The sequence below is a fragment of the Gordonia cholesterolivorans genome, assembly GCF_039531975.1.
Taxonomy (GTDB): domain Bacteria; phylum Actinomycetota; class Actinomycetes; order Mycobacteriales; family Mycobacteriaceae; genus Gordonia; species Gordonia sihwensis.
The window spans coordinates 40,290-65,279 of record NZ_BAAARB010000001.1 but is presented as its reverse complement, the minus strand read 5'-3'; the positions used below and the strand labels follow the sequence as shown (position 1 = coordinate 65,279).

The 24,990-nt window shown below is 68.6% G+C and carries 24 protein-coding genes and 2 pseudogenes; 16 read left to right on the top strand and 10 right to left on the bottom strand.

Going from position 1 to position 24,990, the window contains the following annotated elements; genetic code table 11:
- Positions 1-46 precede the first annotated feature (46 nt).
- From ABFX36_RS00230 to ABFX36_RS00200, 7 genes are all read left to right on the top strand, one after another.
- Complete coding sequence (locus ABFX36_RS00230) at positions 47-925, top strand: TatD family hydrolase (protein WP_006897675.1); 879 nt, start codon at positions 47-49, stop codon at positions 923-925.
- 76 nt (positions 926-1,001) lie between these two features.
- Entirely contained in the window at positions 1,002-2,114 is a 1,113-nt protein-coding gene (locus ABFX36_RS00225) for a resuscitation-promoting factor (protein WP_062368012.1), read from the top strand.
- A 64-nt stretch (positions 2,115-2,178) separates the two neighbouring features.
- Entirely contained in the window at positions 2,179-3,075 is an 897-nt protein-coding gene (rsmA, locus tag ABFX36_RS00220) for a 16S rRNA (adenine(1518)-N(6)/adenine(1519)-N(6))-dimethyltransferase RsmA (RefSeq protein WP_006897677.1), read from the top strand.
- Complete coding sequence (locus tag ABFX36_RS00215; RefSeq protein ID WP_006897678.1) at positions 3,075-3,995, top strand: 4-(cytidine 5'-diphospho)-2-C-methyl-D-erythritol kinase; 921 nt, start codon at positions 3,075-3,077, stop codon at positions 3,993-3,995. The genes rsmA and ABFX36_RS00215 overlap by 1 nt, the downstream gene beginning before the upstream one ends.
- A 67-nt stretch (positions 3,996-4,062) precedes the next feature.
- A complete protein-coding gene (locus ABFX36_RS00210; RefSeq protein WP_045537767.1) occupies positions 4,063-5,880 on the top strand; it encodes an ABC-F family ATP-binding cassette domain-containing protein in 1,818 nt (605 codons plus the stop codon).
- 160 nt (positions 5,881-6,040) lie between these two features.
- The gene (locus ABFX36_RS00205) at positions 6,041-6,724 is read left to right on the top strand and encodes a DUF4282 domain-containing protein (RefSeq protein ID WP_045537768.1); all 684 of its coding nucleotides are present in this window, start codon (positions 6,041-6,043) and stop codon (positions 6,722-6,724) included.
- A gap of 80 nt (positions 6,725-6,804) precedes the next feature.
- A complete protein-coding gene (locus ABFX36_RS00200) occupies positions 6,805-7,803 on the top strand; it encodes an enoyl-CoA hydratase/isomerase family protein (RefSeq protein ID WP_006897681.1) in 999 nt (332 codons plus the stop codon).
- 17 nt (positions 7,804-7,820) lie between these two features.
- Here ABFX36_RS00200 and ABFX36_RS00195 read toward each other — a convergent pair whose 3' ends face one another.
- Together ABFX36_RS00195 and ABFX36_RS00190 are read right to left on the bottom strand one after the other, a co-directional pair.
- Entirely contained in the window at positions 7,821-8,480 is a 660-nt protein-coding gene (locus ABFX36_RS00195; RefSeq protein WP_006897683.1) for a hypothetical protein, read from the bottom strand.
- Positions 8,480-10,090, bottom strand: a complete 1,611-nt coding sequence (locus tag ABFX36_RS00190) for a peptide chain release factor 3 (RefSeq protein ID WP_045537770.1) — start codon at positions 10,088-10,090, stop codon at positions 8,480-8,482. The genes ABFX36_RS00195 and ABFX36_RS00190 overlap by 1 nt, the downstream gene beginning before the upstream one ends.
- Positions 10,091-10,153: 63 nt before the next feature.
- Between ABFX36_RS00190 and ABFX36_RS00185 the strand changes: the two genes are divergently transcribed.
- Positions 10,154-10,918 (top strand): TSUP family transporter, encoded by a 765-nt coding sequence (locus ABFX36_RS00185; RefSeq protein WP_062368014.1) that lies wholly within the window; start codon positions 10,154-10,156, stop codon positions 10,916-10,918.
- An 81-nt stretch (positions 10,919-10,999) separates the two neighbouring features.
- Here the strand turns inward: ABFX36_RS00185 and ABFX36_RS00180 are convergent, their stop codons facing one another.
- Complete coding sequence (locus ABFX36_RS00180; RefSeq protein ID WP_045538489.1) at positions 11,000-12,019, bottom strand: beta-ketoacyl-ACP synthase III; 1,020 nt, start codon at positions 12,017-12,019, stop codon at positions 11,000-11,002.
- Between the two features lie 161 nt (positions 12,020-12,180).
- On the opposite strand from ABFX36_RS00180, the pseudogene ABFX36_RS00175 reads away from it, so the two are divergent.
- The 7 genes and pseudogenes from ABFX36_RS00175 to ABFX36_RS00145 all read left to right on the top strand — a co-directional run bounded on the left by ABFX36_RS00175 (position 12,181) and on the right by ABFX36_RS00145 (position 18,123).
- A pseudogene (locus ABFX36_RS00175) lies at positions 12,181-13,238 on the top strand (ABC transporter permease).
- Positions 13,235-14,076: pseudogene (locus ABFX36_RS00170) on the top strand (ABC transporter ATP-binding protein). The pseudogenes ABFX36_RS00175 and ABFX36_RS00170 overlap by 4 nt, the downstream one beginning before the upstream one ends.
- Entirely contained in the window at positions 14,073-14,942 is an 870-nt protein-coding gene (locus ABFX36_RS00165) for an ABC transporter ATP-binding protein (protein WP_062368016.1), read from the top strand. Before ABFX36_RS00170 ends, ABFX36_RS00165 begins: the two are co-directional and overlap by 4 nt.
- Complete coding sequence (locus ABFX36_RS00160; protein WP_346074659.1) at positions 14,939-15,535, top strand: TetR/AcrR family transcriptional regulator; 597 nt, start codon at positions 14,939-14,941, stop codon at positions 15,533-15,535. The genes ABFX36_RS00165 and ABFX36_RS00160 overlap by 4 nt, the downstream gene beginning before the upstream one ends.
- 88 nt (positions 15,536-15,623) lie before the next feature.
- Positions 15,624-16,268 carry a PadR family transcriptional regulator gene (locus ABFX36_RS00155; protein WP_346074658.1) on the top strand — a complete coding sequence of 215 codons (645 nt, stop codon included), beginning with the start codon at positions 15,624-15,626 and terminating at the stop codon, positions 16,266-16,268.
- A gap of 105 nt (positions 16,269-16,373) precedes the next feature.
- The gene (locus ABFX36_RS00150) at positions 16,374-17,378 is read left to right on the top strand and encodes an ATP-binding cassette domain-containing protein (protein ID WP_346074657.1); all 1,005 of its coding nucleotides are present in this window, start codon (positions 16,374-16,376) and stop codon (positions 17,376-17,378) included.
- Positions 17,362-18,123, top strand: a complete 762-nt coding sequence (locus tag ABFX36_RS00145) for an ABC transporter permease (protein WP_346074656.1) — start codon at positions 17,362-17,364, stop codon at positions 18,121-18,123. The genes ABFX36_RS00150 and ABFX36_RS00145 overlap by 17 nt, the downstream gene beginning before the upstream one ends.
- 37 nt (positions 18,124-18,160) lie before the next feature.
- On the opposite strand, the gene ABFX36_RS00140 is transcribed toward ABFX36_RS00145, so the two are convergent.
- The 5 genes from ABFX36_RS00140 to ABFX36_RS00120 form a co-directional block, all read right to left on the bottom strand.
- On the bottom strand, positions 18,161-19,279 hold the full coding sequence (locus ABFX36_RS00140; protein WP_045538511.1) for a beta-ketoacyl-ACP synthase 3: 1,119 nt from the start codon (positions 19,277-19,279) through the stop codon (positions 18,161-18,163).
- A 63-nt stretch (positions 19,280-19,342) separates the two neighbouring features.
- Positions 19,343-20,647 (bottom strand): MFS transporter, encoded by a 1,305-nt coding sequence (locus ABFX36_RS00135; RefSeq protein ID WP_062368020.1) that lies wholly within the window; start codon positions 20,645-20,647, stop codon positions 19,343-19,345.
- Positions 20,644-22,008, bottom strand: a complete 1,365-nt coding sequence (locus ABFX36_RS00130; protein ID WP_346074655.1) for a GH1 family beta-glucosidase — start codon at positions 22,006-22,008, stop codon at positions 20,644-20,646. Before ABFX36_RS00130 ends, ABFX36_RS00135 begins: the two co-directional genes overlap by 4 nt.
- A 154-nt stretch (positions 22,009-22,162) precedes the next feature.
- Entirely contained in the window at positions 22,163-22,729 is a 567-nt protein-coding gene (gene pth / locus ABFX36_RS00125; protein ID WP_045538499.1) for an aminoacyl-tRNA hydrolase, read from the bottom strand.
- Between the two features lie 23 nt (positions 22,730-22,752).
- Positions 22,753-23,358: a 50S ribosomal protein L25/general stress protein Ctc gene (locus ABFX36_RS00120; protein WP_006897698.1), complete on the bottom strand. Its 606-nt coding sequence runs from the start codon at positions 23,356-23,358 to the stop codon at positions 22,753-22,755.
- Between the two features lie 164 nt (positions 23,359-23,522).
- On the opposite strand from ABFX36_RS00120, the gene ABFX36_RS00115 reads away from it, so the two are divergent.
- Positions 23,523-23,978 carry a limonene-1,2-epoxide hydrolase family protein gene (locus ABFX36_RS00115; RefSeq protein ID WP_006897699.1) on the top strand — a complete coding sequence of 152 codons (456 nt, stop codon included), beginning with the start codon at positions 23,523-23,525 and terminating at the stop codon, positions 23,976-23,978.
- Positions 23,979-23,999: 21 nt separating this feature from the next.
- Here ABFX36_RS00115 and arsC read toward each other — a convergent pair whose 3' ends face one another.
- Positions 24,000-24,344 carry an arsenate reductase (glutaredoxin) gene (gene arsC / locus ABFX36_RS00110; protein ID WP_006897700.1) on the bottom strand — a complete coding sequence of 115 codons (345 nt, stop codon included), beginning with the start codon at positions 24,342-24,344 and terminating at the stop codon, positions 24,000-24,002.
- A gap of 34 nt (positions 24,345-24,378) precedes the next feature.
- Positions 24,379-24,969: a TetR/AcrR family transcriptional regulator gene (locus tag ABFX36_RS00105; RefSeq protein ID WP_346074654.1), complete on the bottom strand. Its 591-nt coding sequence runs from the start codon at positions 24,967-24,969 to the stop codon at positions 24,379-24,381.
- Positions 24,970-24,990: the final 21 nt, after the last annotated feature.

The window sequence follows — 24,990 nt, the reverse complement described above, 5'->3', positions numbered from 1 at the left end:
GGACCCGGATTTCCGCGACGGACACGATCTCGGGCAAGGTGGGTCTGTGACCGACTCGACGGGTGAACTCACCGCCAAGGAGATCAAGAAGCGTAAGCGACGCCTGCCGCCACCGGACCCGGAAGCGCTGCCCGGGCTGGTCGACGCACACACGCACCTGGCGGCCTGTGGCGGGCGGACGGAGGCCGACGTCCGAGCCATCCTCGACCACGCCGAGTCGGTCGGCGTGGAGCAGGTGGTCACCGTCGCCGACGACATGGTCGACGCCCGCTGGGCTGTCGCCGCCGCGCATTGGGACCGACGAGCGTTCGCGGCCGTCGGACTGCATCCCACTCATGCCGCCGATCTGGATGACGAGGCCCGAGCCGAGCTGGAACAGATGGTCGACGACCCCCGCGTGGTGGCCGTCGGTGAGACCGGTCTGGACTACTACTGGACGACCCGTTCGGACGACTGCGCGGACCCGACCACCCAACGCGACGCCTTCGCCTGGCACATCGATCTGGCCAAACGATCCGGCAAAGCGCTGATGATCCACAATCGCGACGCCGATCGCGACCTGCTGGACGTCCTCGCGGCCGAGGGGGCGCCGGAGACGGTGGTGATGCACTGCTTCTCCGGCGACCGTGCGATCGCCCGCGAATGTGTCGACCTCGGGTATGTGTTGAGCTTCTCCGGCACTGTGACGTTCAACAACTCCGGCGAGTTGCGTGAGGCCGCACTTCTGACTCCCGACGAGCAGTTGCTGGTGGAGACCGACGCACCGTTCCTGACCCCGCATCCCTATCGTGGCCAGCCCAATCAGTCCTATTGCGTGCCCTACACCGCTCGCGCGCTGGCCGCACTGCGCGGCGTCGACGATCACGAGTTGGCCCACACGCTTGGAGCAAATGCGCGCCGGATATACAAGTTTCCGTTGCGGTAACCCACCCCGATTCGTTACCGTACCGTGATCCGTGCTGCCGACGCGGATAGCTATACCCAACCCGGCAGGGAACTGTATGTCTGTCTTGAAGAGAATCAACACGTCCACCTCCATGCGCGCCCGAGTAGCCCTCGGAGCCGTGCTGACCACCGTCACGGCCGGAGCCGTCACCGGAGCTGTCATGCACAAGGAGGTGACGCTGGCGGTCGACGGACAGACCATGCATGTGAGCACGATGGCCTTCTCGGTCGGGAGCGTGCTGCGCGACAACGGCATCGACCCTGCCGACGGCGACAAGGTGAACGTGCCGCTCTCGAGTGCGCCGCGTGACAACCAGACCATCACGGTCGACCGCCTCAAGAAAGTGCAGCTGGTGGTCGACGGCAGGCCGTTGAACATCACCACCAACGCGTCCACCGTCGGTCAGGTTCTCGCTGAACGCGGCATGGCGACCAGCGCGGTGACCGCACCGCTGAACGACGTGCTTCCGGTGGACGGTGCCGATCTCGACGTCACCCTGCCCAAGCGGGTCAAGCTCGACGACGGCGGCCAGAAGTCGACGCCGAGCATTGCGGCCAAGACGGTCGGCGACCTGCTCGCCCGTGCGGGCAAGCCGCTCTCGCCCACCGACAAGGTGGTGCCCGCGGCGCAGACTCCGGTCAGCAAGGACATGGACATCCGCGTCACCCGGATCAAGACCGAGGAGAAGACCCTCACCGAGGACGTCAAGCCGCCGGAGAACACCAAGGACGACGACAGGCTGACCCGGGGAACCAAGAAGGTCGAGGACCCGGGTACTCCCGGCAAGGCCGATGTGAAGTACTCGATCACCACCGTCAACGGCAAGGTCGTCAAGAAGACCAAGATCAGCGAGAAGGTTCTCGTGGAGCCCAAGGCTGCCACGGTCCGCGTCGGAACCAAGCCGGGTGCACCGGCGGTTCCGTACGGCGTCTGGGATCGTCTCGCTCAGTGCGAATCGACCGGCAACTGGGCCATCAACTCCGGCAACGGGTTCTACGGCGGCATCCAGTTCGACCAGAACACCTGGGATCGCTGGGGCGGCCAGGAGTACGCGCCGCGTCCGGATCTCGCCACTCGCGAGGAGCAGATCGCCATCGCGGAGAAGACGCAGGCCGCTCAGGGCTGGGGCGCGTGGCCGTCCTGCTCGTCGCAGATCGGCCTCCGCTGATCCTCGCCCGCGGTGCAGCCGTCCGCTGCGGCACCTCCCGACGATCATCAGTCACAATGTTCAGGTGAACATCGTCCCTGATTCGCCTCGTCTGCTCGGTCCCGCCGAGATCCGCGCACTCGCCGCAGAGCTCGATGTGCGCCCGACCAAGACGCTGGGGCAGAACTTCGTCCACGACGCCAACACCGTTCGCAGGATCGTGTCGGTGTCCGGCGTCGGTGCCGACGACGTGGTTCTGGAAGTGGGACCGGGACTCGGATCGCTGACCCTCGCGCTGCTCGCCGAGGCCGGCCGCGTGGTGGCGGTGGAGATCGACCGCACGCTCGCCGCGCGACTGCCACGGACGATCGCCGAGTTCGCGCCCGCACAGGCGGCGAACTTCGACGTCGTCACCGCGGACGCCCTCACCGTCACCCCCGCCGACCTCCCGTACGCGCCGACCGCGCTGGTCGCGAACCTGCCGTACAACGTCGCGGTTCCGGTGCTGTTGCACCTCATGGCGCAGTTCCCGACCATCCGCACCGCGCTCGTGATGGTGCAGGCCGAAGTTGCCGACCGTCTCGCCGCCGCTCCGGGCGGCCGGATCTACGGGGTGCCGAGCGTGAAGGCCCGCTTCTTCGGCGACGTGGCCCGAGCCGGTTCCGTCGGCAAACACGTCTTCTGGCCCGAACCCAAGATCGAGTCGGGCCTGGTCCGCATCGACCGCCGCGACGTCTACGGGACCGACCCGGAGCTGCGGGCGCAGACATTCGCCGCGATCGACGCCGCATTCGCTCAGCGCCGCAAAACCCTGCGGTCGGCGCTCTCGTCGTGGGCGGGCAGCGCCCCGCGGGCCGAAGAACTCCTCCGAGCGGCGGGAATCGACCCCGGGCTCCGCGGGGAACGGTGCGACGTCGATGACTTCGTCCGGCTCGCGCGCGCCGGCCACGCAGCCGGGATCGAGACCGGAGCCGCCCGATGATGGGTGGCGCGACCGCCCGGGTCCCGGCGAAGATTAATCTGCACCTGGGCGTCGGGCCGCTCCGCGACGACGGATACCACGAACTGTCGACGCTGTACTGTGCGCTGTCGCTCTACGACGAGGTCACCGTGCGCGGCGACGACGCGCTGTCGGTGACCGTCCGCGGCGAGAACCGCCGACAGGTGCCGTCGGATGCGACGAACCTCGCCGCGCGGGCCGTGGTCGCGTTGGCGCGGCATGCCGGGATGGACCCGCACGTGGCGATCACCATCGACAAGACGATTCCGGTGGCCGGGGGCATGGCCGGCGGCTCGGCCGACGCCGCCGGGGCGCTCGTCGCTGCGGCCCGGCTCTGGCGGCTCGACATCGCCCGCGACGAACTCCTCGCCATCGCCGCGGAACTGGGCTCGGACGTCCCGTTCTCCGTGGTCGGCGGCGCAGCGCTCGGCACCGGCCGGGGAGAGCAACTGCTGCCGGTGCTGCACCGCGGCGCGTTGCACTGGGTGCTCGCGGTGTCGGGCAGCGGGCTGTCCACTCCGGACGTGTACCGGGAGATCGACCGGCTCCGGGCCCGCGACGGCGATGACCAGCCCGCCGCCGCGGGCGTCGCCCGTCCGGACGAGCTGATGCAGGCGCTCGCATCGGGCGATGTGCGCGCCGTGGCCCCTTTGCTCCACAATGATCTGCAGCCGGCCGCGCTGTCGCTGCAGCCGATGCTGCGGCGCACCCTGCGGGCGGGCCGCGAGGCCGGAGCGCTCGCCGGGATCGTCTCCGGGTCCGGGCCCACCTGCGCGTTCCTGTGCGCCGACGAAGACGCCGCCGTCCGGGTGGCCGCCGAACTGTCCGGGTCCGGTGTGGCCAAGGCCGTGCGGACCGCGTCCGGGCCGGTGGCGGGCGCCCGCCTCATCGCGGTCAACTGACCTCGCCGACCACTGACCTCGCTGGACGACTGACCTCGCTGGACGACTGACTGAACGGAAAGCACGAATGCCCCCGCGTACCAATACGTCGCTGATCAACGCCGAACGCATCAGCAAGAGCTTCGGCATCAAGCCGCTTCTGGACGAGGTCAGTGTCGGCGTGCACGAGAGTGAGCGCATCGGCGTCGTCGGGCTCAACGGCGGCGGTAAGACGACCCTGCTCGAGATCCTGGCGGGCATCACCGAACCCGATTCCGGGCGCCTCTCGCGGGCGGGTGGCATCCACATCGCGACGGTCACTCAGGGCGGCGACCTCGATCCCGGCATCACCGTCGCCGACGCGGTGGTCGGCGCCGACGCCCCCGAACACGAGTGGGCCGGCGACGCCCGGATCCGCGGCATCCTCGCAGGTATCGGGGTCGACGCGATCCTCGACCGCAAGGTGGGCGAGCTCTCCGGAGGGCAACGTCGTCGGACGGCCCTCGCGGCCGCGCTGGTGACCGACTCCGACCTGCTGATCCTCGACGAACCGACCAACCATCTCGACATCGAGGGCGTTCACTGGCTCGCCGAACATCTGGTGAACCGGCGCAGCGCGCTCATCGTCGTCACTCACGACCGCTGGTTCCTGGACACCGTCGCCACCCGCACGTGGGAGGTCCACTCCGGGCGCGTAGACGAATACGAGGGCGGCTACAACGACTGGATCTTCGCGCGAGCCGAACGCGCCAGGCAGGCCGATGCCGCCGAGGAGCGCCGGCGCAACCTCGCGCGCAAGGAACTGGCGTGGCTGCGGCGCGGTGCTCCAGCGCGCACGTCCAAGCCGCGTTACCGGGTGGAGGCGGCCGAGAAGCTGATCGCGAACGTGCCCCCGCCGCGCGACACCGTCGAACTCTCCGCATTCGCCAAGCGCCGCCTCGGCCGCGTGGTCATCGAACTCGAGAACGCGCGGCTCACCGCACCGTCGTCGGACGGCGCCGAGGGTCGAGTGCTGCTCGAGGACACCACCTGGCGGCTGGCGCCGGGGGAGCGGGTCGGCCTCGTCGGGGTCAACGGTTCCGGCAAGACCACGCTCCTGCGGGCGCTCGCCGGCGAGGTGCCGGTGTCGCCGGGCCGCCGCATCGAGGGCAAGACCGTCTCGATCGGCTGGCTGCGTCAGGAACTCGACGACCTCGATCCCACCCTGCGCGTGCTCGACGCTGTCGAGGAGGTGGCCGGTCATGTGACGCTCGGCGACAAGGAGTTGTCGGCGAGTCAGCTCGCGGAACGGCTCGGGTTCTCCCCGGCGCGACAGCGCACGCCGGTCGGAGACCTGTCCGGCGGCGAACGTCGCCGCCTGCAGTTCACGCGTGTGCTGATGGCCGAACCCAATGTGCTGCTGCTCGACGAGCCGACCAACGATCTCGATATCGACACGCTCCAGCAGGTGGAGGATCTGCTCGACTCCTGGGCCGGAACGCTGGTCGTGATCAGCCACGACCGGTATCTGATCGAACGGGTCTGCGACAGCACCTGGGCGCTGTTCGGCGACGGCGCGCTGACGAACCTGCCGCGCGGAATCGACCAGTACCTGGAACGACGGGCTGCCGAGACCGATGCGCCTCCGGCCCGCCGATCCGCTCCGGCCGCCGAGCCGAAGCCCGCGTCCGGTGACGGCGGACTCTCGGCCGCCGAACACCAGGCGGCGCGCAAGGCACTCGGCCGCGCGGAGCGTCAGATGGAGAAGCTCAGTGCGCAGGAGGAGAAGCTCCACGCCGAGATGGTCGACGCCGCCGTCGACCCCGAGCGGCTCGCCGATCTGGACGCCAGACTCCGGGAAGTGGTGGCGGCCAAGGAGATCGCCGAGGCCGAGTGGATGGAGGCGGCCGAACTGCTCGATTCGTGACCGCGGCGCGCGTGCGCGTGCGCCGGCCCGATACGTGACGCGACCGCATCGCGTGACGGTGTCGGCCGGGGAGCCTGCGAGGGTCACAGCTAGTTGTTACGTTGTTCCAACCAAGTGTCGCCGACCTGGCGATCAGGCATGACTCCTGAGAGGTTCACATATGACGACTCCGCCTAACGATCCGTTCAACCAGCCCGAGGGCGAGCAGCCCGATCACGGACAGTCCCAGCCCGGTCAACCGCAGCCCGGCCAGTCCCAGCCCGGTCAGTCCCAGCCCGGTCAGCCCGACTACGGTCAATCCCAACCCGGCCAATCCCAGCCCGGCCAATCCCAGCCCGGCCAGACGCCGTACGGTCAGCCCCAGTACGGGCAGACGTACGGCCAGCAGCCCGGAGGCTACGGCCAGCCGTCCGATTACACGCAGCAGTTCGGCGCCTACAACCAGCCGACCTACCCGGTCGATCCCGGTGCCGCTCACCAGCCGCCGCCGGAGGAGTCCGGCTCCTTCCTGTCGGCGCTCTTCGACTTCCAGTTCAGCAAGATGGTCGCCACCCGGGTGATCCCGGTGCTGTACATGATCGTCACGATCGTGTTCACCATCATCGCCGCGATCGCACTGATCGGCGGCGTGATCTCCGGCTTCGCCGAGATGGGCGACAACGTCGGCGCGGGCCTGTTGACGGTGATCGTGGCACTGATCATCGTGCCGCTGGTGTACCTCATCTATCTGATCCTCGCGCGCGTGATCTTCGAGCTGTACATCGCGATCTTCAAGATCAGCCAGAACACCGCTCGTATCGCCGAGAACACCGGCCGCGTCGCGGAGAACACCTCCCGCAGCTGATCGGGTACTCGGGCGGGTCGAGCGGTCGCTCGACCCGCCCGTTCTCTTCTGCGGTACGGACGCTGCGCTACCGTGACTGAATGTCCTACATCCGCACCCAGGTGCGCGGCGGCGTCGGCGAGATCGTCCTCGACCGCCCCCGCGCGCTCAATGCCCTGGATCTGTCGATGATCACCGAGATGCACTCCGTGCTGGAGGAATGGGGCGACGACGATGCGATCGAGACCGTGCTGGTCACCTCCTCGAGTGATCGCGCCTTCTGCGCCGGCGGCGACATCCGCGTGGTGCGCGACCACGTGCTCGCCGGTGAGAGCGACGAGGTGGTCCGGTACTTCGCCGCCGAGTACCGGCTGAACCAGCTCGTCGCGGAGTACCCGAAGCCGTACGTCGCCCTCGTCGACGGTGCGGCCATGGGTGGTGGACTGGGCATCAGCGTGCACGGCGAGGTCCGGGTGGTCACCGAGAAGGCGTTGATCGCGATGCCGGAGACCGCGATCGGGTTCTTCCCCGATGTGGGGTCCACGTATTTCCTTCCGCGTCTGCCGCAGGGCGTCGGGATGTGGCTCGGGCTGACAGGCGCACGCCTGCGCGGCGCCGATGCCGTCGCCATCGGACTCGCGACTCATTTCGTGCCGTCGGAGCGGATCGACGATGTGGCGAACGCCGTCCGCCGCGGAGACCCGCTGCGGGACGCACTCGCCGACCATCGTGGGCCGGTCACCAGCGATCTCCCGCTGCGCAAGATCGCCGAGTACTTCGACGACGACAACGTCGTCGGCATCGTGGGCGGCCTGCGCGGTGCGGTCGGTGACGCGTGGGCCGAGGAGATGCTCGATCTGCTGGCGTCGGCGTCACCGACCAGCCTGTGGGTGACGGCCGGGCTGATCACCGCGGGGGCGACCTCATCGCTCGCCGAGTGTCTCGACCGTGAACTGGCCGCGGCCGGCCGCATCACCCGGCATCCCGACTTCGTCGAGGGCGTCCGCGCGGTCCTCGTCGACAAGGACCGGAATCCGGCGTTCTCGCCCGCGACCGTCGAAGAGGTGGATGCCGCGACCGTCGCCGCGATCATCGCCTAGCGCGACTGCGTCCGGACCTACTTCTCCACGGTGAACAGACCCGACAGCGCCGCCGACTCGGGTGGGGCCGCCGGGACCGTCGGATCGTCGTAGGAGACGTCGTCGTCGGGATCGAAGGGATTCGCCCGCGCAGCGAGCGCGTCGGGGCAGTCGAATCGACCTGCAGCCCTCGTCTCGGTCACGGTTGCGAGCCGCAGCGTGCACGTGGCGGATGTGAAGTACGTGCCGTCGAGCGAGACGCCGACGGTCGCGGTGATAGGCGCCCCGGGCTCCCGGGCCGACGCACCGGCCGGCCAGGGGAGGATCCCACCCGCGAGATCGACCGCCAGGAACTCCAGTTGCCCGCCCTCGCCGCGGTCTCCGGTGAAGGTGAACAGCAGCGTGTCCGGCGGCACCGCGGGGTCGGTGCGGCCGGACTTGGCGAAGGCGACGCAGCGCTGCGAGCCGGGACGCTTCACCGAGACCGTCATCGTGCCGCGCGAATAGTTCAGCCCGTAACCGCTCCGGACGATCCGGCCGGCCGCGGGTGTCGCCGAGCAGTCACCGTCGGCGAGCGTCTTGGTCGACCCGTTGTGCGGAGGCGGTGGGACCGATTCGTCGACGGTCGTCGCGTCGGTGCCGCAGGCGGTCAGGCCCAGGAGCATCAGGGGCACCGCGGCGCGGCGCAGCGGGACCATCAGTCGGCCGCGGCGACCAGCGGCTCCAGCAGCAGATCGGGGTGTTCCTTCTCGATGTACTGCAGGCGCCACTTGTCGGAGAACAGGGCGAGGATCGCGCCGTCGCTGCGGGTGAAGACCTCGACGCCGCGCTGACGGTTGAGCTCGGGTGCGCTCTGTTCGTCGGTGCGGCGGGCGAGGCTGTATCCGAGCGGTTCGATGATGGTGTCGACGTTGAACTCCGCCTTGATTCGCGCGGTGACGACCTCGAACTGCATCGGGCCGACGGCGGCCAGGACCGGCGAGGCGTCGCCGCGGACGTCGTTGCGCAGCACCTGGACCACGCCTTCGGCGTCCATCTGGTCGACGGCCTTGCGGAACTGCTTGTACTTGTCGGCGGTGGTGACGCGCAGCGACGAGAAGTGTTCGGGAGCGAACGAGGGGATCGGCGGGTACTGGATCCGGGGGTCGATGTACAGCGTGTCGCCGGGGGCCAGTGCCATCGCGTTCACCAGGCCGACCACGTCGCCCGGGAACGCGGTGTCGACGGTGGAGCGGTCGCGCCCGAACACCGCCTGCGCGTACTTCGTCGCGAACGGTTTGCCGGTCTGCGCGTGCGTGACGACCATGCCGCGCTCGAACTCGCCGGACACGATCCGCATGTAGGCGAGGCGGTCGCGGTGACTGGTGTCCATGCCGGCCTGGACCTTGAAGACGACGGCGCTGAACGGGTCGGTCACGGCGCGCTCGACGCCGTCGATCGACTCGCGCCCGCGCGGCGGCGGCGCGAACTCGACGAGGGCGTCGAGCAGCTGCCGCACGCCGAAGTTCAGCATGGCCGAGGTGAAGATCATCGGCGACGTCTGGCCCGCCAGGAACATCTCCTGGTCGTGGTCCTGGCCCAGCTCGGCGAGGAGTTCGCTCTCCTCCCGGGCGGCCACCCACGCGTCGCCCTCGCGCTCGGCCGCCTGGTCGGCGGTGAGGAGTTCCTCCGGCGCGATCTTCGCTCCGCCCGCCGTGCGCTCGAAGTGGATGTAGTCGCCGGTGCGGCGGTCGAGCAGACCGCGGTAGTCGCCGGCGATGCCGACCGGAACGTACAGCGGGGTCGGGATCAGGCCGATGCGCTCGCTGATCTCGTCGATCAGCTCCAGCGGGGTTCGGCCGGGGCGGTCCCACTTGTTCACGACGGTGATGACCGGGATTCCGCGGTGGCGGCAGACCTGGAACAGCTTCAGCGTCTGCGGCTCCAGTCCCTTCGCCGCGTCGATCAGCATGACGGCCGCGTCCACCGCCGTCAGCACCCGGTAGGTGTCCTCGGAGAAATCGGAGTGACCGGGTGTGTCGACGAGATTGATGACGTTCGGTGCATCGGCGGCGTCGGCGTCGCCCGGCGAATAGCTGAACTGGAGTGCGGTGGAGCTCACGGAGATTCCGCGTGCCTTCTCCATCTCCATCCAGTCCGAGACGGTGGATCGGCGGCCGCCCTTGCCGTGCACCGCGCCTGCCTCGCTGATCATCCGGGCGTGCAGCGCCAGGGCCTCGGTCATCGTCGACTTGCCCGCGTCGGGATGGGAGATGATGGCGAAGGTTCGACGGCGCTTCACCTCGCGTGCGATGACCTCAGAACTCACTCGATTACGCTATCTGTCTGCCGACGTCAGACGCAAAATCTCCGAGTGAGCGAAGGAATCCCCGTGCCGCTGCCCGATCCAGCCGTGCTGACCCTGTTGATCGGCGGCGCGGTGGTCGCGGGCTGGATCGACGCGGTGGTCGGCGGAGGCGGACTGGTGCTGATCCCGCTGCTGCTCATCGTCTTTCCGTCGATGGCGCCGGCGACGGCACTCGGCACCAACAAGCTCACCGCGATCTGGGGGACCGCGACCGCGGCGGTGCTGTACCTGCGGCGGGTGCCGGTCGACCGCGGGCTCGCCGCGGCGAGCGTGCCCGTCGCCGCCTCGTGTGCCGCGCTCGGCGCGCTGGCCGCCGGAGCCCCCAGTTCTGACGTGATGCGGCCGGTGGTCATCGTGCTGATGGTGGCGGTCGGTCTCTTCGTGGCGCGCCGCCCGGAGTTCGGGTCGGCGAGCGCCGCCGGTTCGAGACCGATCCGGCGCGGCCGCTACGCGGCGGCGCTGGTGGCCTTCGGCGTCATCGGCTTCTACGACGGAATCTTCGGTCCGGGGACCGGCATGTTCCTGATCATCACGTTGACGGCGCTTCTCGGCCAGAGTTTCCTCACCAGTGCCACGCTGGCGAAGGTGGCGAACACTGCCACCAACGGCGGTGCACTCGTGGTCTTCGCGGTGCAGGGCGACGTGTGGTGGACGCTGGGCGCGATCCTGGCCGCGGCCAACATCGCCGGATCGGTGCTGGGATCGACGCTGGTGCTCGGCCGTGGCACGGGCGTGGTTCGGGTGGCGCTGCTCGTGGTGGTCGTGGTGATGGCCGGTAAGCTCACCTAAGACCAGTTCTGGTGATCGAAGAAATTTCGGCTCCCGCAACGGTCTCACAGAGCGCTGCGGGAGCCGAAATTCTCGGAGCTCTCACTCGAACGGTATCGGCGGCATCGTGACGACCTGAGCGGCGTAGCTGAGCCCGGCGCCGTAACCGAGCAGGAGGGCCGTGTCGCCGGGTTTGGCCTGCCCGGTGGAGAGCAGGTCCTCCATGGCGAGCGGAATCGACGCCGCCGAGGTGTTGCCGGTCTTCTCGATGTCGTTCGCCACGACAGTCGACTCGGGGAACTTCAGACTGCGCGCAAGCAACTCGTTGATCCGCGAATTGGCCTGATGCGGAACGAAGACGTCGATGTCGGCGGCGTCGACCTTGGCGACGTCGAGGGCGCGCTGAGCGGCCTTGCCCATCTCGAACGCGGCCCAGCGGAACACGGCGGTGCCCTCGAGCCGCAGGTACGGCCGCTTCTCGATGTCGCCGGCGTCCATGTAGCTGACCCAGTCGATGTCCTGCCGGATCGCGTTGAACTGGGTTCCGTCGCTTCCCCACACCACCGGGCCGAGGCCCTGCTTCTCGGTGGGGCCGACCACCACGGCGCCCGCGCCGTCGCCGAAGATGAAGCAGTTCGTGCGGTCGGTCATGTCCAGAGTCACCGACAGTTGTTCGGCACCGACCACCAGTACGTGAGTGGCGCTGCCGCCGCGCACCATGTCGGAGGCCAGCGACAGCGCGTAGCCGAATCCGGCGCAGCCGACGGTGACGTCGAACGCGGGGACTCCGTTGGCACCGAGTTCGGTGGCGATCGCGACGGCGCCGGCGGGCGTCAGCAGCAGATGGGTGTTGGTGGCGAGGATGACCGCATCGATGTCCGCGCCCGAAAGGAGGGCGTTGGCGATCGCCTTGCGGCCGGCGTTGACGCCCATCTCCACCACGGTCTCGTCCCGGCGCGCGAACCGCCGGCTCTTGATGCCGGTGCGGGTGTAGATCCATTCGTCCGAGGAGTCGATGTGCTCGCAGATCTCGTCGTTCGTGACGACGCGCTCGGGGCGGTGGGCGCCGATCCCGAGCATGCCGATCATCTGTGTGCCGACGGCTTCAGGCAATTCGGCCATATCTGGGTCTCCGATCGCTAGGCATGTGTGCCGGAGCACACCTTTGTCTTCCACGCTCTCACGGCCGCGCAGTTACCTGGAAGTAACGCGAGGCGCCGAGTGGGTCGGTAAAATATTCATCAAGCGTTGACCAGAGTGGCTCGCAGTGGTCAGATGGTCCTATGCGCGCGATGATCCTCAAGGAGTTCCGCGAACTCAGGCGAGACCCCCGCACGATGGCCATGCTGATCGTCCTGCCGCTTCTGCTGCTGGTGATCTTCGGGTACGCGGCCAACTTCTACGTCTCCTCGGTCAAGACCGCGGTGGTCGGGCCGACGGCGACACAGGTGGCGCAGTCGCTGCCCGGGTACTTCGATGTCACCGATACCTACCCCGACCGCACGGCCGCAGACGCGAAGGACCTGCTGCGCGAGAACGAGGTCGATGTCGCGGTGGTGGCCCCCGCCGGTCCCGGGGAGCAGGCGACGGCGTTCGTCGACGGTCGAACATGTTCGCCGCCCAGTCGAGCGTCGGGGTGCTCAACAAGTTCGGCGACCGGATCCACGTCGAGGTCCTCTTCAACCCGGATCTGAAGACGTCGTGGGTGATGGTGCCCGCGATCATCGGTCTGATCCTCACGTTCATCGGCACCATCATCACCAGCATCGGTCTGGTGCGGGAGCGGGAGGCTGGCACACTGGAACAACTCGCGGTGATGCCGATCCGGCCGAGTCAGGTGATTCTCGGAAAGATCGTGCCGTACTTCCTGCTCGCGGCGGTCGACCTGATCATCGTGACCGTCCTCGGCATGCTGTTGTTCGACGTCCCGTTCAACGGGAACGTGCTGATATTCGCGCTGGGATCAGCGCTCTTCCTGTTCGTGGTCCTCGGGTTGGGAGTCTTCATCTCGACCGTCTCCCAGACCACCGGGCAGGCGATTCAGACCGCATTCATGCTGTTGATGCCGCAGATTCTGCTCTCCGGCATGATCTTTCCGCTGGAAGCGATGGCCGCGGGCGTGCGGTGGATCGGTTATCTGCTGCCGCTGACCTATTTCACGATGATCTCCCAGGGGGTGATGCTGCGCGATGCGCCGATCTCGTCGCTGTGGCTCCCGTTGGTGGTCCTGGCGGTGATGGCCGTCGTGGTGTTCACCGGGGCGACGCTCCGCTTCCGGCGTGATCTCGCTCCCAACGCGCCGAAGGTGCACAACGCGGCGAGCGAGGCGGGCGCCGAATGATCGCCGAGATCGACGGGGTGAGCGTGCGGTTCGGTGACCGGACGGCCCTCGACGATGTGTCCGTGCGGGCGCCGGCCGGGACGGTCGTCGCACTGGTCGGCGGCGACGGCGCGGGCAAGTCGACGCTGCTGCGCACCGTGGTCGGTGAACTCGCGCCGACGACGGGCACGGTGCGTGCGCCGCGGAAGAACCACATCGGATTCCTCGCCGCGGGCCCGGGCAGCTGGGCGGCGCTGACGGTGCGGCAGAACCTGGAGTTCGTCGGCGGGATCTACGGCCTGCGCGGAACCGAGCTCGACCGGCGGTGCGACGAACTGATCGGGCGTGCCGGCCTCGCGGACGCGGCGGACCGGACCGCCTCCGCGCTATCCGGCGGTATGCGCCGCAAACTGGGAGCAGCCATGGCGATGCTGCACCGGCCCGAGCTGCTGGTCATGGACGAGCCGAGCACCGGAGTCGATCCGGTCAGCCGCATCGATCTGTGGCGGATGATCTCCGAGGCGGCGGCGGAAGGCGCCGCGGTCCTGATGTCGACGACGTACCTGGACGAGGCGAACGCGCCGGGCACCTGGTGGTCCTCGACTCCGGACGGGTTCTGACACAGGGCTCCTACGACGACGTGCGCTCCGGATTCACCGGAGTCGTCACTCGCTCGGCACAGCCTGCGCGACCGGAGTGGTCATGGCGCCGGGGACGCGAGCGTCACGAGTACTGGCCCGACGAACGGCCCGGCGGCGAGACCCGCCCGGTCGATCTCGAACCGGTGGACCCCGATCTGGAGGACATCGTCATCTCACTGTCGCTCGCCGACCGGATGCGACGGGAGGTGACGGCATGAGTGAACCGGTGCTGCGGGCGCGGTCGGTGACCCGGCGATTCGGCGACGTCACCGCTGTCGACGATGTGTCGATGAGCGTCGAAGCAGGCGAAGTGGTCGGGCTCATCGGGGCCAACGGAGCGGGGAAGACCACGCTCATCCGCATGCTTCTGGGCCTGTTGGCGGCGTCCGAGGGCTCCGTCGAGGTCCTCGGCGGCGCGCCGGATCGGGATCGTCGTGCACGATTGGGCTACGTTCCGCAGAACCTGGGGCTCTACACCGACCTCACGGTGGAGGAGAACCTGGAGTTCAGCGCCGACGCCTACCGCGCGCAGAACGCCGAACTGCCCGGCCGGTTCTCCGACGTGCGGCGCACCCTCGTGCGGGATCTGTCCCTGGGCGCCCAGCGGCAGGCGGCGTTCGCCATCGCCCTCGCTCACCGACCGGAAGTCCTCGTTCTCGACGAACCGACGTCCGGCGTCGACGCCCTCGCCCGCGCCCGGCTGTGGGACACCATCCGTCAGCAGGCGGAGGCCGGCGTCGGGGTGCTGGTCACGACGCACTACATGGAGGAAGCGCAGCAGTGCGACCGGCTGCTCCTGATGGTCGGCGGTCGGCTGGTCGGTTCGGGCAGCGAGGACGACATCATCGGCGACACCCGCGCGATCGCCGTTCGCACCGACGACTGGGCGGCGGCCTTCGCGGCGTTGAACGACGCCGACGTGCCGGTGATCCTGGCCGGCCGCGACATCCGAGTGCCCGACACCGATCCGGCGCAGATCGACGCGGTACTCGACGCCGCGGGAGTCTCCGCCGAGTGCGAACCCGTCCGAGCCACCATCGAGGAACGGATGCTGGTTCTCGCCCGGGAACGGCCGGCGCAGTGAACGCACGCACCAGGGGGCGGCCGCCGGGCGACGACGGAGCCGGCCGGACTCGCGGTGCGATCCTCGACGCTGCCCGGGAGCTGTTCGCCGCCAAGGGATTCGACCGCACGTCGATGCGCGAGGTCGCGCGGGCCGCCGGCGTCGACGCCGCGTTGATCCACCACTACTTCGGAACCAAATCGGGCCTGCTGGTGGCGGCGCTGACTCCGGAGCGCGATCCGGCCGACATCCTGGCCGGGGTCGCGGAGTCGACGGACGTCGGCGTCGCGCTCGTTCGCCGCGCCATCGGCTTCTGGGAGGAGAATCCGGAGCAGCGGCTGCGCGCGATCGCGATGCTGCGTGTGGCGGCGACGGACGACGAGGTCGCGGGCAGAGTGCGGGAGTTCTTCCTCGGTGCGGCCGGACGAGTCCTGCACGACGCGGCGCGAGGCGATCAGAGGCAGCGGAGGATCTCGCTGGTCGCGAGCCAGATGCTGGGCCTGGTGATGGCCCGCTACGTCTTCGCGCTACCCGAGATCGCGAGTGCGACGCCGGACAAGCTCGCCCGCCAGGTGGGGCCGGTGATGGATCACTATCTGACGGGCGACCTCTAGACACCTCCATGTCAGCTGTACTCCCCGGACATCTAGCGCCGCCGGGTAGTGCGTCCGCTCCGGCACTGACCGGATTACCGTGACAGGTATGTCCGTCACGACCACTCGGCTCCTGGTGCTCGGCGCGGTCGGATTGTTCGAGCCGGTGAACGGCTATCAGATCCGGCGCGAGCTGATGTCGTGGCAGGTCGACGCCTGGGCGAGCATCAATCCCGGATCGATCTACCACGCTCTGCGATCTCTGGCGGGCCAGGGGCTCCTGATCGATCACACGATCGGCGACGGCGGTCGCGACGTGGTGGTGTACGAACTCGCCGAAGCAGGCAGGGTAGTGCTGGAGGACGCGATCGTCGCCGGGGTCTCGGAGGTGAACATCTACGACCGCCACGCTTTCCAAGCCGCGTTCGGACTGCTCCCGATGCTCGACGACCGGCGCGCGGAAGCGGCTCTGCGCGCCCGCCGGGACGCGGTGCGCCGGGCCATCGGCGACGTCATGCCACCGGAGGACGGGCGGGTCTACGCACCGCCGCACGCGTTGCGCTCTCTGGCACTGTGGAAGCAGTTCGCGGAGGTGGAACTGCACTGGCTCGACGGGGTGCTCGCCGACATCGCCTCCGGCGCGCTCAGCTTCGAGGACACCGGCCGGTGGGCGCCGCCCGCCGACGACCCCGGCTACCAGATCGTCGAGGATCGCGAACGCTATCGCGCGGCGCTGCACCGCGCGCCGAACTGACTACCCGCCGAACCGACCACCCGCCGAACATGACCGGCCATTGACACGCCGCCTGCCGTCGTCGCACTATTGACTAGTCAAATTTGACTACCGGAAGGAACCGGGATGATTCACGCACGCGGACTCGTCGCGACTTTCGTCACCGGCAAGGGCAAGTCCAAACGCGAGGTCCGTGCGGTCGACGGCGTCGACCTGGACATCGCCGAAGGGGAGGTGGTGGGCTTCCTCGGCCCCAACGGCGCGGGCAAGACGACGACCTTGCGAATGCTGACTACGCTCCTGCGCCCGACGGCGGGGACCGCGACGGTCAACGGGTACGACGTCACCACCGAGTCGGTTCAGGTGCGGCGCAGCATCGGCTATGTCTCCCAGATGGGTGCGACGTTCTCTCAGGCGCTGGCCGGAGACGAGGTGGCCGACCACGGCCAGTTGTACGGCATGAGCAGACGTGACGCCGTGCGACGAGGTAAGGAACTGTTCGCGCAACTGCAACTCGACGGACTGTGGGATCGCATGCCCAAGAACATGTCGGGCGGTCAGCGGCGCCGACTCGACATCGCGATGGGACTGATCCACGATCCGACGCTGGTCTTCCTCGACGAGCCGACGACGGGGCTGGACCCGCAGGCGCGCGCGAACCTGTGGGAACACATCTCCAAGCTGCGCACCGAGCGCGGTGCCACGGTGTTCCTGACCACGCATTACCTGGATGAGGCGGACGCGCTCTCGGACCGGATCATGATCATCGACAACGGCCGGATCGTCGCGGCCGACACACCGGAGAACCTCAAGTCACAGGTGTCCGGCGATCTGGTGCACCTGGAGTTCGGCGCCGGTGAACCCGTCGCACGCGCGGCGGCGCAACTGGAGTCGCTCGGTGCCACCGAGATCCGCGTCGACGGCGTCGGAGTCCGGGCCCGGCTCCGCGGGTCGGCGAAGGTGGTGCCGGGGCTGTTGCGCGAACTCGAGGCGAGAGGCAACACGATCGAGTCCATCGAGATCATGCGGCCGACCCTCGACGATGTCTTCCTGACCCTGACCGGCCGCAGTCTTCGCGATGCGGAGGCCGCTGCCGACACCGAGGAGGTGTCCGATGAGATTTCTGCGTGAGTCGTACATCGTCTTCCGCCGGCAGCTGCGGATGAATCTGCGCAATCCCGCGTGGGTCCTCATCGGCATCATGCAACCGGTGATGTATCTGGTCCTCTTCGGGCCGTTGCTGAAACCGCTGGTCGCGCAGTTCCCGGGAGTCGGCGACAACGCGTACACCTTCCTCGTTCCCGGTCTGCTGGTGCAGCTCGGAATGTTCGGTGCCATGTTCGCCGGGTTCGGGCTGATCGGCGAGTGGCGTGAGGGCGTCATCGAAGCCGAGCGCGTGACACCGGCCGGCCGGACCTCGCTGCTGTTCGGCCGGCTCCTGCGCGACCTCCTGCAGCTGCTCGTCCAGGCACTGATCCTCGTGGCTCTCGGCTACGCGATGGGAATGCGGGCCTCGGTGCCGGGCATCGTTCTCGGCATCGTCATCACGCTGTTGGTCGGCGGTGCCTGCGCCGCCGCGTCGAACGCCTTGGCGCTCACCACCAAGAGCGAGGACGTGATGGCGCCGGTCCTCAACATGCTGCTGATGCCGATCCTGCTGCTGTCGGGCATCCTCCTGCCGATGACTCTCGGGCCGGCGTGGCTCGAGCGCGTGTCGGACTTCATGCCCTTCCGCTGGATCGTGGACTCGGTGCGCCGTTCGTTCCTCGGCGACGTGATGTCGTCGCAGGTGGCGTGGGGTCTGCTGGCGGCGATCGTGCTCAGCGCCCTGGGCGGATGGTGGGGCACCAGCGTCTTCCGGAAGGAGAACGCCTGAGCCCGACCGGCGTCAGTCGACCGCGTCAGGACCGGCGTCAGTCGACGATGCCGGCCAGATGCGCGGCGAGGGGTCCCGGCTCGGCCTCGTCGAGCCCGTCGAAGGACGAGACGGTCGGGGCCGGCGGAAGTGTCGCCACGCAGCCGGCGTAGCTCAGACCCGCGCCGAAGCCGAGGATGAGGGCCAGCTGGCCGCCCTGGGCCTTGCCGGTCGCCAGCATCTCCTCGATGGCCAGCGGGATCGAGGCCGCCGACGTGTTCGCGGTGTTCTCGATGTCGCCCGCCATCGGCAGGTCGTCGGGCAGGCCGAGATTCTTCCGCATCAGCTCGTTGATCCGGGCGTTGGCCTGGTGCGGGACGAAGACCTCGATGTCCGAGGGCCCCGCACCCGACTCGGTGAGCAGCTTGGTCAGCGCCTTGGGCAGGGTGATGGCGGCCCAGCGGAACACCCTGGGCCCCTCCATCTTGATGATCATCCGCCCGACGGGATCGGTCTGCGGATCCTTCTCCTGGTACTCGACCGATCGTGCCATGTAGTCGACGGTGTTGATGTTCTGCGCGATGGCCTCGGCGTTCTCGCCGTCGCTGCCGGACACCACCGGGGAGATTCCGTTCACCTCGCTCGGCCCCACGACCACCGCTCCGGCCCCGTCTCCGAAGATGAATCCGGTGCTGCGGTCGGTCGGGTCGAGACCGACGGACATGGTCTCGACGCCGATGACGACGGCATAGTGTGCGCTGCCCGCGCGGAGCGCGTCGGCGGCGACGCCGAGGGCGTAACCGAAGCCGCCGCAGCCTGCCGCCACATCGAAGGCGGGGATGCCGTTGAGGCCGATGTCGGAGGCGATGATCGGGGCTCCGTGCGGGACGTTCCACGGCCAGCTGCTGGTGGCGAGAATGATCAGATCGATCTTCTCGCGATCGACACCGGAGTTGACGATCGCGCGATCGGCGGCCGCCGCTGACATGCTCCGCATCGTCTCGTCGCCGCTGATCCAGCGACGGTTGCGGATGCCGCTGCGCTCGAAGATCCAGTCGTCGGACGAGTCGAGCACCCGGCACAGCTGGTCGTTGGTGATCAGTCGCTTGGGGCGGTATGCGCCGATGCCCAGCATCGCAACGTTCGGGTGGCCCGACGGGGTAGCCAATGTCGCCAAGATTCGTCCGTTCTCATTGCTCGATTCCGGCGACCGTGGTGCGCCGGACACTCGGGCGTAATTCTACTTCCGGGCCGAACCGGCGTCGGCAGAGGATGTCGGCTCGACGACCGCGGGGGCGGAGTCGGTGTTCCGGGCGCCCAGCGTCATCAGGCCTCCGACCACGGACAACACACATGCCATCGCGAAGACCAGCCAGAATCCGCCGACCGCGGCGACCAGTCCCGCTCCCAGCATGGGCCCGACCAACTGACCCAGGGCCGCGGAGACGTTGACGATGCCGAGGTCCCGGCCGTGATCCTCCACGTGCGGCAGCAGATCGGTGGCGAAGGCGAGGCCGACGGTCATGAACGCGCCGTAGCCGACACCCATGAGAGCCGCGCCGGCCATCGTGACCGCATACGTGGGATGCGCGAGGATCACCAGTCCCGAACAGGCCTGGACCATCGCCGCGACGACGGTGAGCGTCCGGCGGTGGCCCCGACGGTCGGAGATCATCCCGAAGATCACGGAGCTGCCGACCACGAAGATCGTGTACACGACGATCAGGATCAGAAGATTGTCCTCGGCCGCGTCCTTGTCCTGGTGCAGGCCGTAGAGGAGGAAGAACAGGAACAACGATGTTCCGAGTGCGTTGCCGACGTTGGCGATGAGTCGACCGCCGAGCATCCAGCAGAAGTCGCGGTCTCGCAAGGACGCCCAGCGTGGGCGGTCGGTGATGCCGATCGCGAGTTCGCTGCGCGGCGCCGGGCGGTCGGGCAGGCCCATCGACGCCCACGTGCCGACCACGACGACGAGTGCGGCCAGCACCAGATAACCGGGCAGGACATCGAGACCGAGGACCACCACCGTGCCCACGCCCAGGACGATGCCGAGGGCCTGTGAGGAACCGATGGCCGCCGAGGCCGCGCCGCGCTGGTCGGGCGCCAGCTGATCGGGGATCATCGCGGTGAACGCCGCCGATGCCACCGCTACTGCCACCGAGACCCCGACCCAGCAGATCGCCACCAGCCAGGGACGGTGGGCGAGCCCGGTCAGCGCGAGGAAGAGCGCGATGCCCCAACTGCCGCCGAGCGCCCAGACTCGGCGTCGGCCGCCCAGCCACGACGGGAACCGGGAGCCGTCGGTGCGGTCGGACGCGGCACCCGCGAGCGGACCGGCGACCACGCCCGCCAGGGCGCCGATGCCGAGGATGAGGCCGGACACCACCACGCTGTGGATCCAGCGGTCGCCGTCGTCGGAGGTCTGCGAGTCGAGCTGCAGCGGCAACAGCAGTTGCAGGGGTGTCAGCTGCGCCATCCAGATCACCAGCCAGGCGAGCGTGAACAGTGTCATCCAGCGGCGCCCGATCGGGGCGGGGCGGTTCACGCGCGGTTCCCCTCGATGACGCGGCGGTACCAGTCGTAGGAGGCCTTGGGCGTGCGCTCGGCGGTGTCGAAGTCGACGTGAACCAGGCCGAAGCGCTGGGTGAAGCCGTCGGCCCACTCGAAGTTGTCGATCAGCGACCACACCGTGTACTCCTCGACGTCGGCGCCGGCGGCGATGGCCGCTCCCACCGCGCGGATATGACCGTCCAGATACGAGATCCGGTCAGCGTCGTCGACGCGTGCGGCACGGTCCGGCTCGGGGAACGAGGCGCCGTTCTCACTGACGATCAGGGGCGGGAGGTCGCGATAGCGCTCGGTGAAGTCGACGAGCAGCGCGGTGAGCGCTTCGGGGACGATCGGCCACTCGTCGCCGAATCCGGTGACCGGTGCCCCCGGGGTGGGGACGATGTCGAAGGGGATCGGATTGTCCTCGCCCGTCGGAGCGGTCACCGTCGTCGGGTTGTAGAAGTTGACCGCGTAGAAGTCGGGCGCCTGGCCGATCGTCTCCATGTCGCCCTCGCGCACCGGCATCTCGTGGCCGAACGCGGACAGGTCCGGGTACGCGCCGGTGAGAATCGGATCGGCGAAGATGCGATTGTGGAGCAGGTCGTAGGCGTCCACGGCCGAACGATCGGCGGGGGACTCGGGATTCAGCGGCCGGACGTGCGTGTGGTTGTTGGCGACGCCGACGGCGTCGGCTCCGGCCGCCCGCAGCGCTCGGGTGGCCAGACCGTGAGCCAGCAGTTGGTGATGGGCGGTCGGGAGGGCGTCGAAGATCAGGAACTCTCCGGGCGCGAGCGCGCCGACGGCGTAGCCCTGGAGCGTGGTCATCGCGGGTTCGTTGATCGTGTACCAGTTCTTCACCCGGTCGCCGAGCCGGTCGGCGACGAGTTCCGTGTAGTCCGCGAAGCGTGCGGCGGTGTCGCGTGAGCACCAGCCGCCGGCCTCGTGAATCGGCACCGGCAGATCCCAGTGATACAGCGTGGGAAAGGGCGTGACGCCCGCCGCGAGCAGATCGTCGACCAGTCGCGAGTAATAGTCCAGGCCCGCGGGGTTCGAAGGCCCGGTGCCGTCTGGCTGCACCCGGGTCCATGAGATGGAGAACCGGTAGCGGTCGAGCCCGAGGCCGGCGGCGAGCGCGACGTCCTCGGCCCACCGGTGATAGCTGTCGGGGCCTGGTTCGGCGGTGGAACCGTCGATCACCTTGCCGGGCGTCTGCACCCACAGATCCCACACCGACCGACCGCGGCCGCCTTCGTCGCGCGCACCCTCGATCTGGAACGCTGCCGTAGCCGCCGACCAGCGGATCGGGCGGGGCAGCCCGGGGATGTCGGTTCTGGTGTCGCCTGCGGGCGCCGTCATACCGATGACCTCCTTCATGTCGCGGGATTTGATCAATTGATCAAGAGTCGACTGAGGACATCATCGCCGACGGCGAGGGGATCGGGAAGGCGGTCGCGCAAATTTGTCCCGACGGCCGCAGGCTCGTCGGGCGGGTCCGGTGACGTCGGGCCGACTACCAGGCGTGAACGACGTTCTGAGCGGCTTCGAGTCCCTGCTTCACGAGCAGTTCGGCGGCGTCGACACCGTTGGCCACCAGCAGTTCAACCTCGGCCTTCGCCGAACCGGGAAACGGTTTGAGGACGTAATCGGCCGGATCCTGACGTCCGGGCGGGCGCCCGATGCCGAGACGGACGCGCAGGTAGTCGCGGGTACCGAGGGTCTGGCTGATCGAGCGCAGGCCGTTGTGCCCGCCTTCACCGCCGCCGAGTTTGAGACGCACGGCACCGAAGTCGATGTCGAGCTCGTCGTGGAGCACGATCAGGTCGCCGGGAGCGACCGAGTAGTACGACGCCAGCGGGCCGATCTGCCTGCCCGTGACGTTCATGTACGTCCGTGACTTCGCGACCAGTACCGGTTCGCCGCCGATGCGCACAGTGGCGGTCAGCGCGCCGGAGCGCTTGTGCACGGAGAATTTCTCGCCGTACGAGGAGACCAGGCCGTCGGCGACCATCGCGCCGACGTTGTGCCTGGTCTTCTCGTAAGCGGGACCGGGATTGCCCAGTCCGACAATGAGTTTCACTCAGAGCCGTCCAGCCGGGGAGATCACTCCGCGGCGTCCTCGGCGGCTTCCTCGTCGGCCTCCTCGCCCACGGTCTCCGCGGCGGTCTTGGCGGCCTCGATGGTGACCACGAGGGTCTCGGGGTCGGTGATCAGCTCGACGCCGGCCGGCAGCTTCAGGTCGGCGGCGGTGACGTTGGTGCCCGCGGGGAGGTTGTGGACGTCCACGACGATGTTCTCCGGGATGTGCAGGGCCTCGGCCTCCACCTCGACGGCGCTGGCGTCCTGAATGGTGAGCGTGCCGCTGGCGGCGACGCCCTCGATCAGGATGGCGACCTCGACGTTGACCTTCTCGCCACGCTTGACGATGAGCAGGTCGACGTGCTCGATGTAGTTGCGGATCGGGTGGACGTCGACCTGCTTGGTCAGCGCGAGCTGCTTCTGGCCGGCGATGTCGAGCTCCACGACGGCGTTGACGCCGTTGGCGCGCAGAATGGCGGCGAGCTCACGGTCGGGGAGCAGCAGGTGCTCCGGGTCGGTGCCGTGGCCGTACAGGACGGCGGGGACCTGGCCTGCGGCGCGGGCGCGGCGCGCGGCGCCCTTGCCCTTCTCTTCACGGACGGCGGCGGCGAGCTGCGGGGCGGTAGCCATGCGATTCTCCTCGGTTCGGGATTCTTCGTGGTGGCGCCTCAGCGTCGCCGCACACGGTCGAGGAGTGGACTGACGACGCAGTCCGCAGAGCTGGTGACCGTCGCGCCGATAACGGTGACTTCGCACCCTCGCCGAGACAACAGCGGCAAGAATACCATCGGGGCATGACCTCACAGAAACCGACGGATCTCGTCCACGCCTTCTTCGCCGACCTCGCCCAGGGTCGGGTCGAGGCGGCCCTGGAATGCGTGGACGACGAGATCGTGTACACCAACGTCTCGCTGCCGACCGTACGAGGCAAGCGACGGTTCGCGAAGGTGATGCGCGGGCTCAACGGCGATCGCATCGGATTCGACGCGCAGATCCGCGCGATCAGCGCCGACGACGACGGCGTGGTGCTGACCGAGCGGATCGATGAACTGCGGGTGGGGCCGTTGCGGATCCAGTTCTGGGTATGCGGCCGCAACGAGGTACGCGAAGGCCGGATCGCCGTGTGGCGTGACTACTTCGACTTCTGGAACTGCACCCGGGGATTCGTCCGCGCGCTCGCCGCGGTGGTCGTTCCGGGTTTGCATCGGCCGCTCGAGGATCCGGTGAGTGCGTACAGCGTGAATCGTTAGCGGGGCTGAATCGTTAGCGGGCTACGGCAGGATCTCGTCGAGTCGGTCCATCGGCCGGGCGAGCCGGGTGCCTTTCTCGGTGACGACGAAGGGCCGCTCCACCAGAACCGGATGGTCGACCATCGCATCGAGCAGCTCGTCGTCCGAGGCGTCGGCGAGCCCGAGTTCCTTGTACAGCTTCTCGCGTCTGCGGACCGCCTGAGCGGGCGTCAGCCCGGCGGCGTCGAACATGGCCGTGAGCTGTTCGCGCGTCCAACCGGTGTCGAGGTACTTGACGACCTCGGGCTCGACGCCCGCCTCGCGCAGCCGGGTGAGTGCGTTACGGGAGGTGGTGCAGCGGGGGTTGTGATAGATCGTGGCGTCCACGTGGTCCAGGTTACTGGGTGCCGGCTTGCTGCGATCAGCTCTGCTGGGGCCTGATCTGCTGGGGCTTGAGCCCGTCGGCCACCAGGGCGATCGAGCCGCGGGCGTGGTCGGCGGTCTCGCTGAGAAAGGCGATGCCGGTCAGTACGCGCAGGATGTCGACCGGATCCACGTCCTCGCGGATGGTGCCCGTTCGCCGTCCTTCGCTGAGGAACCGGACGAGTGCCGCGATCAGATTGTTGCGTGTCTCGGTCCGGAAGTCGGTATCCGAGGCCAACAGCGGGCGGATCGCGTCGGGGACGGCGCGATGGGTGATCAGCATGTCGACGAACCTGGTCATCCAGCCCTGCAATGCGGCGTGGGGCGTCGGCTCGTCGGTGAGGAAGTCCTCGGTGGTGTCGCAGAGGGTGGTGATCCGGTGCCGATAGACGGCCTCGATCAGGTGCGCGCGTGTGGGGAAGCGGCGGTAGAGCGTGCCGATCCCGACGTCGGCTTCCGCCGCGATGAGGGTGAGCGGGGCGTCTGCGCCCTCACGATCGATCACCGTCGTCGCCGCTGCGACAAGACGGTTGTAGTTGGCCTGCGCGTCTGAACGCAGGCGGGTCCCGGGCTCGGGTGCGGCAGGCACGTCGGTGTCCCCCGTTCCTCG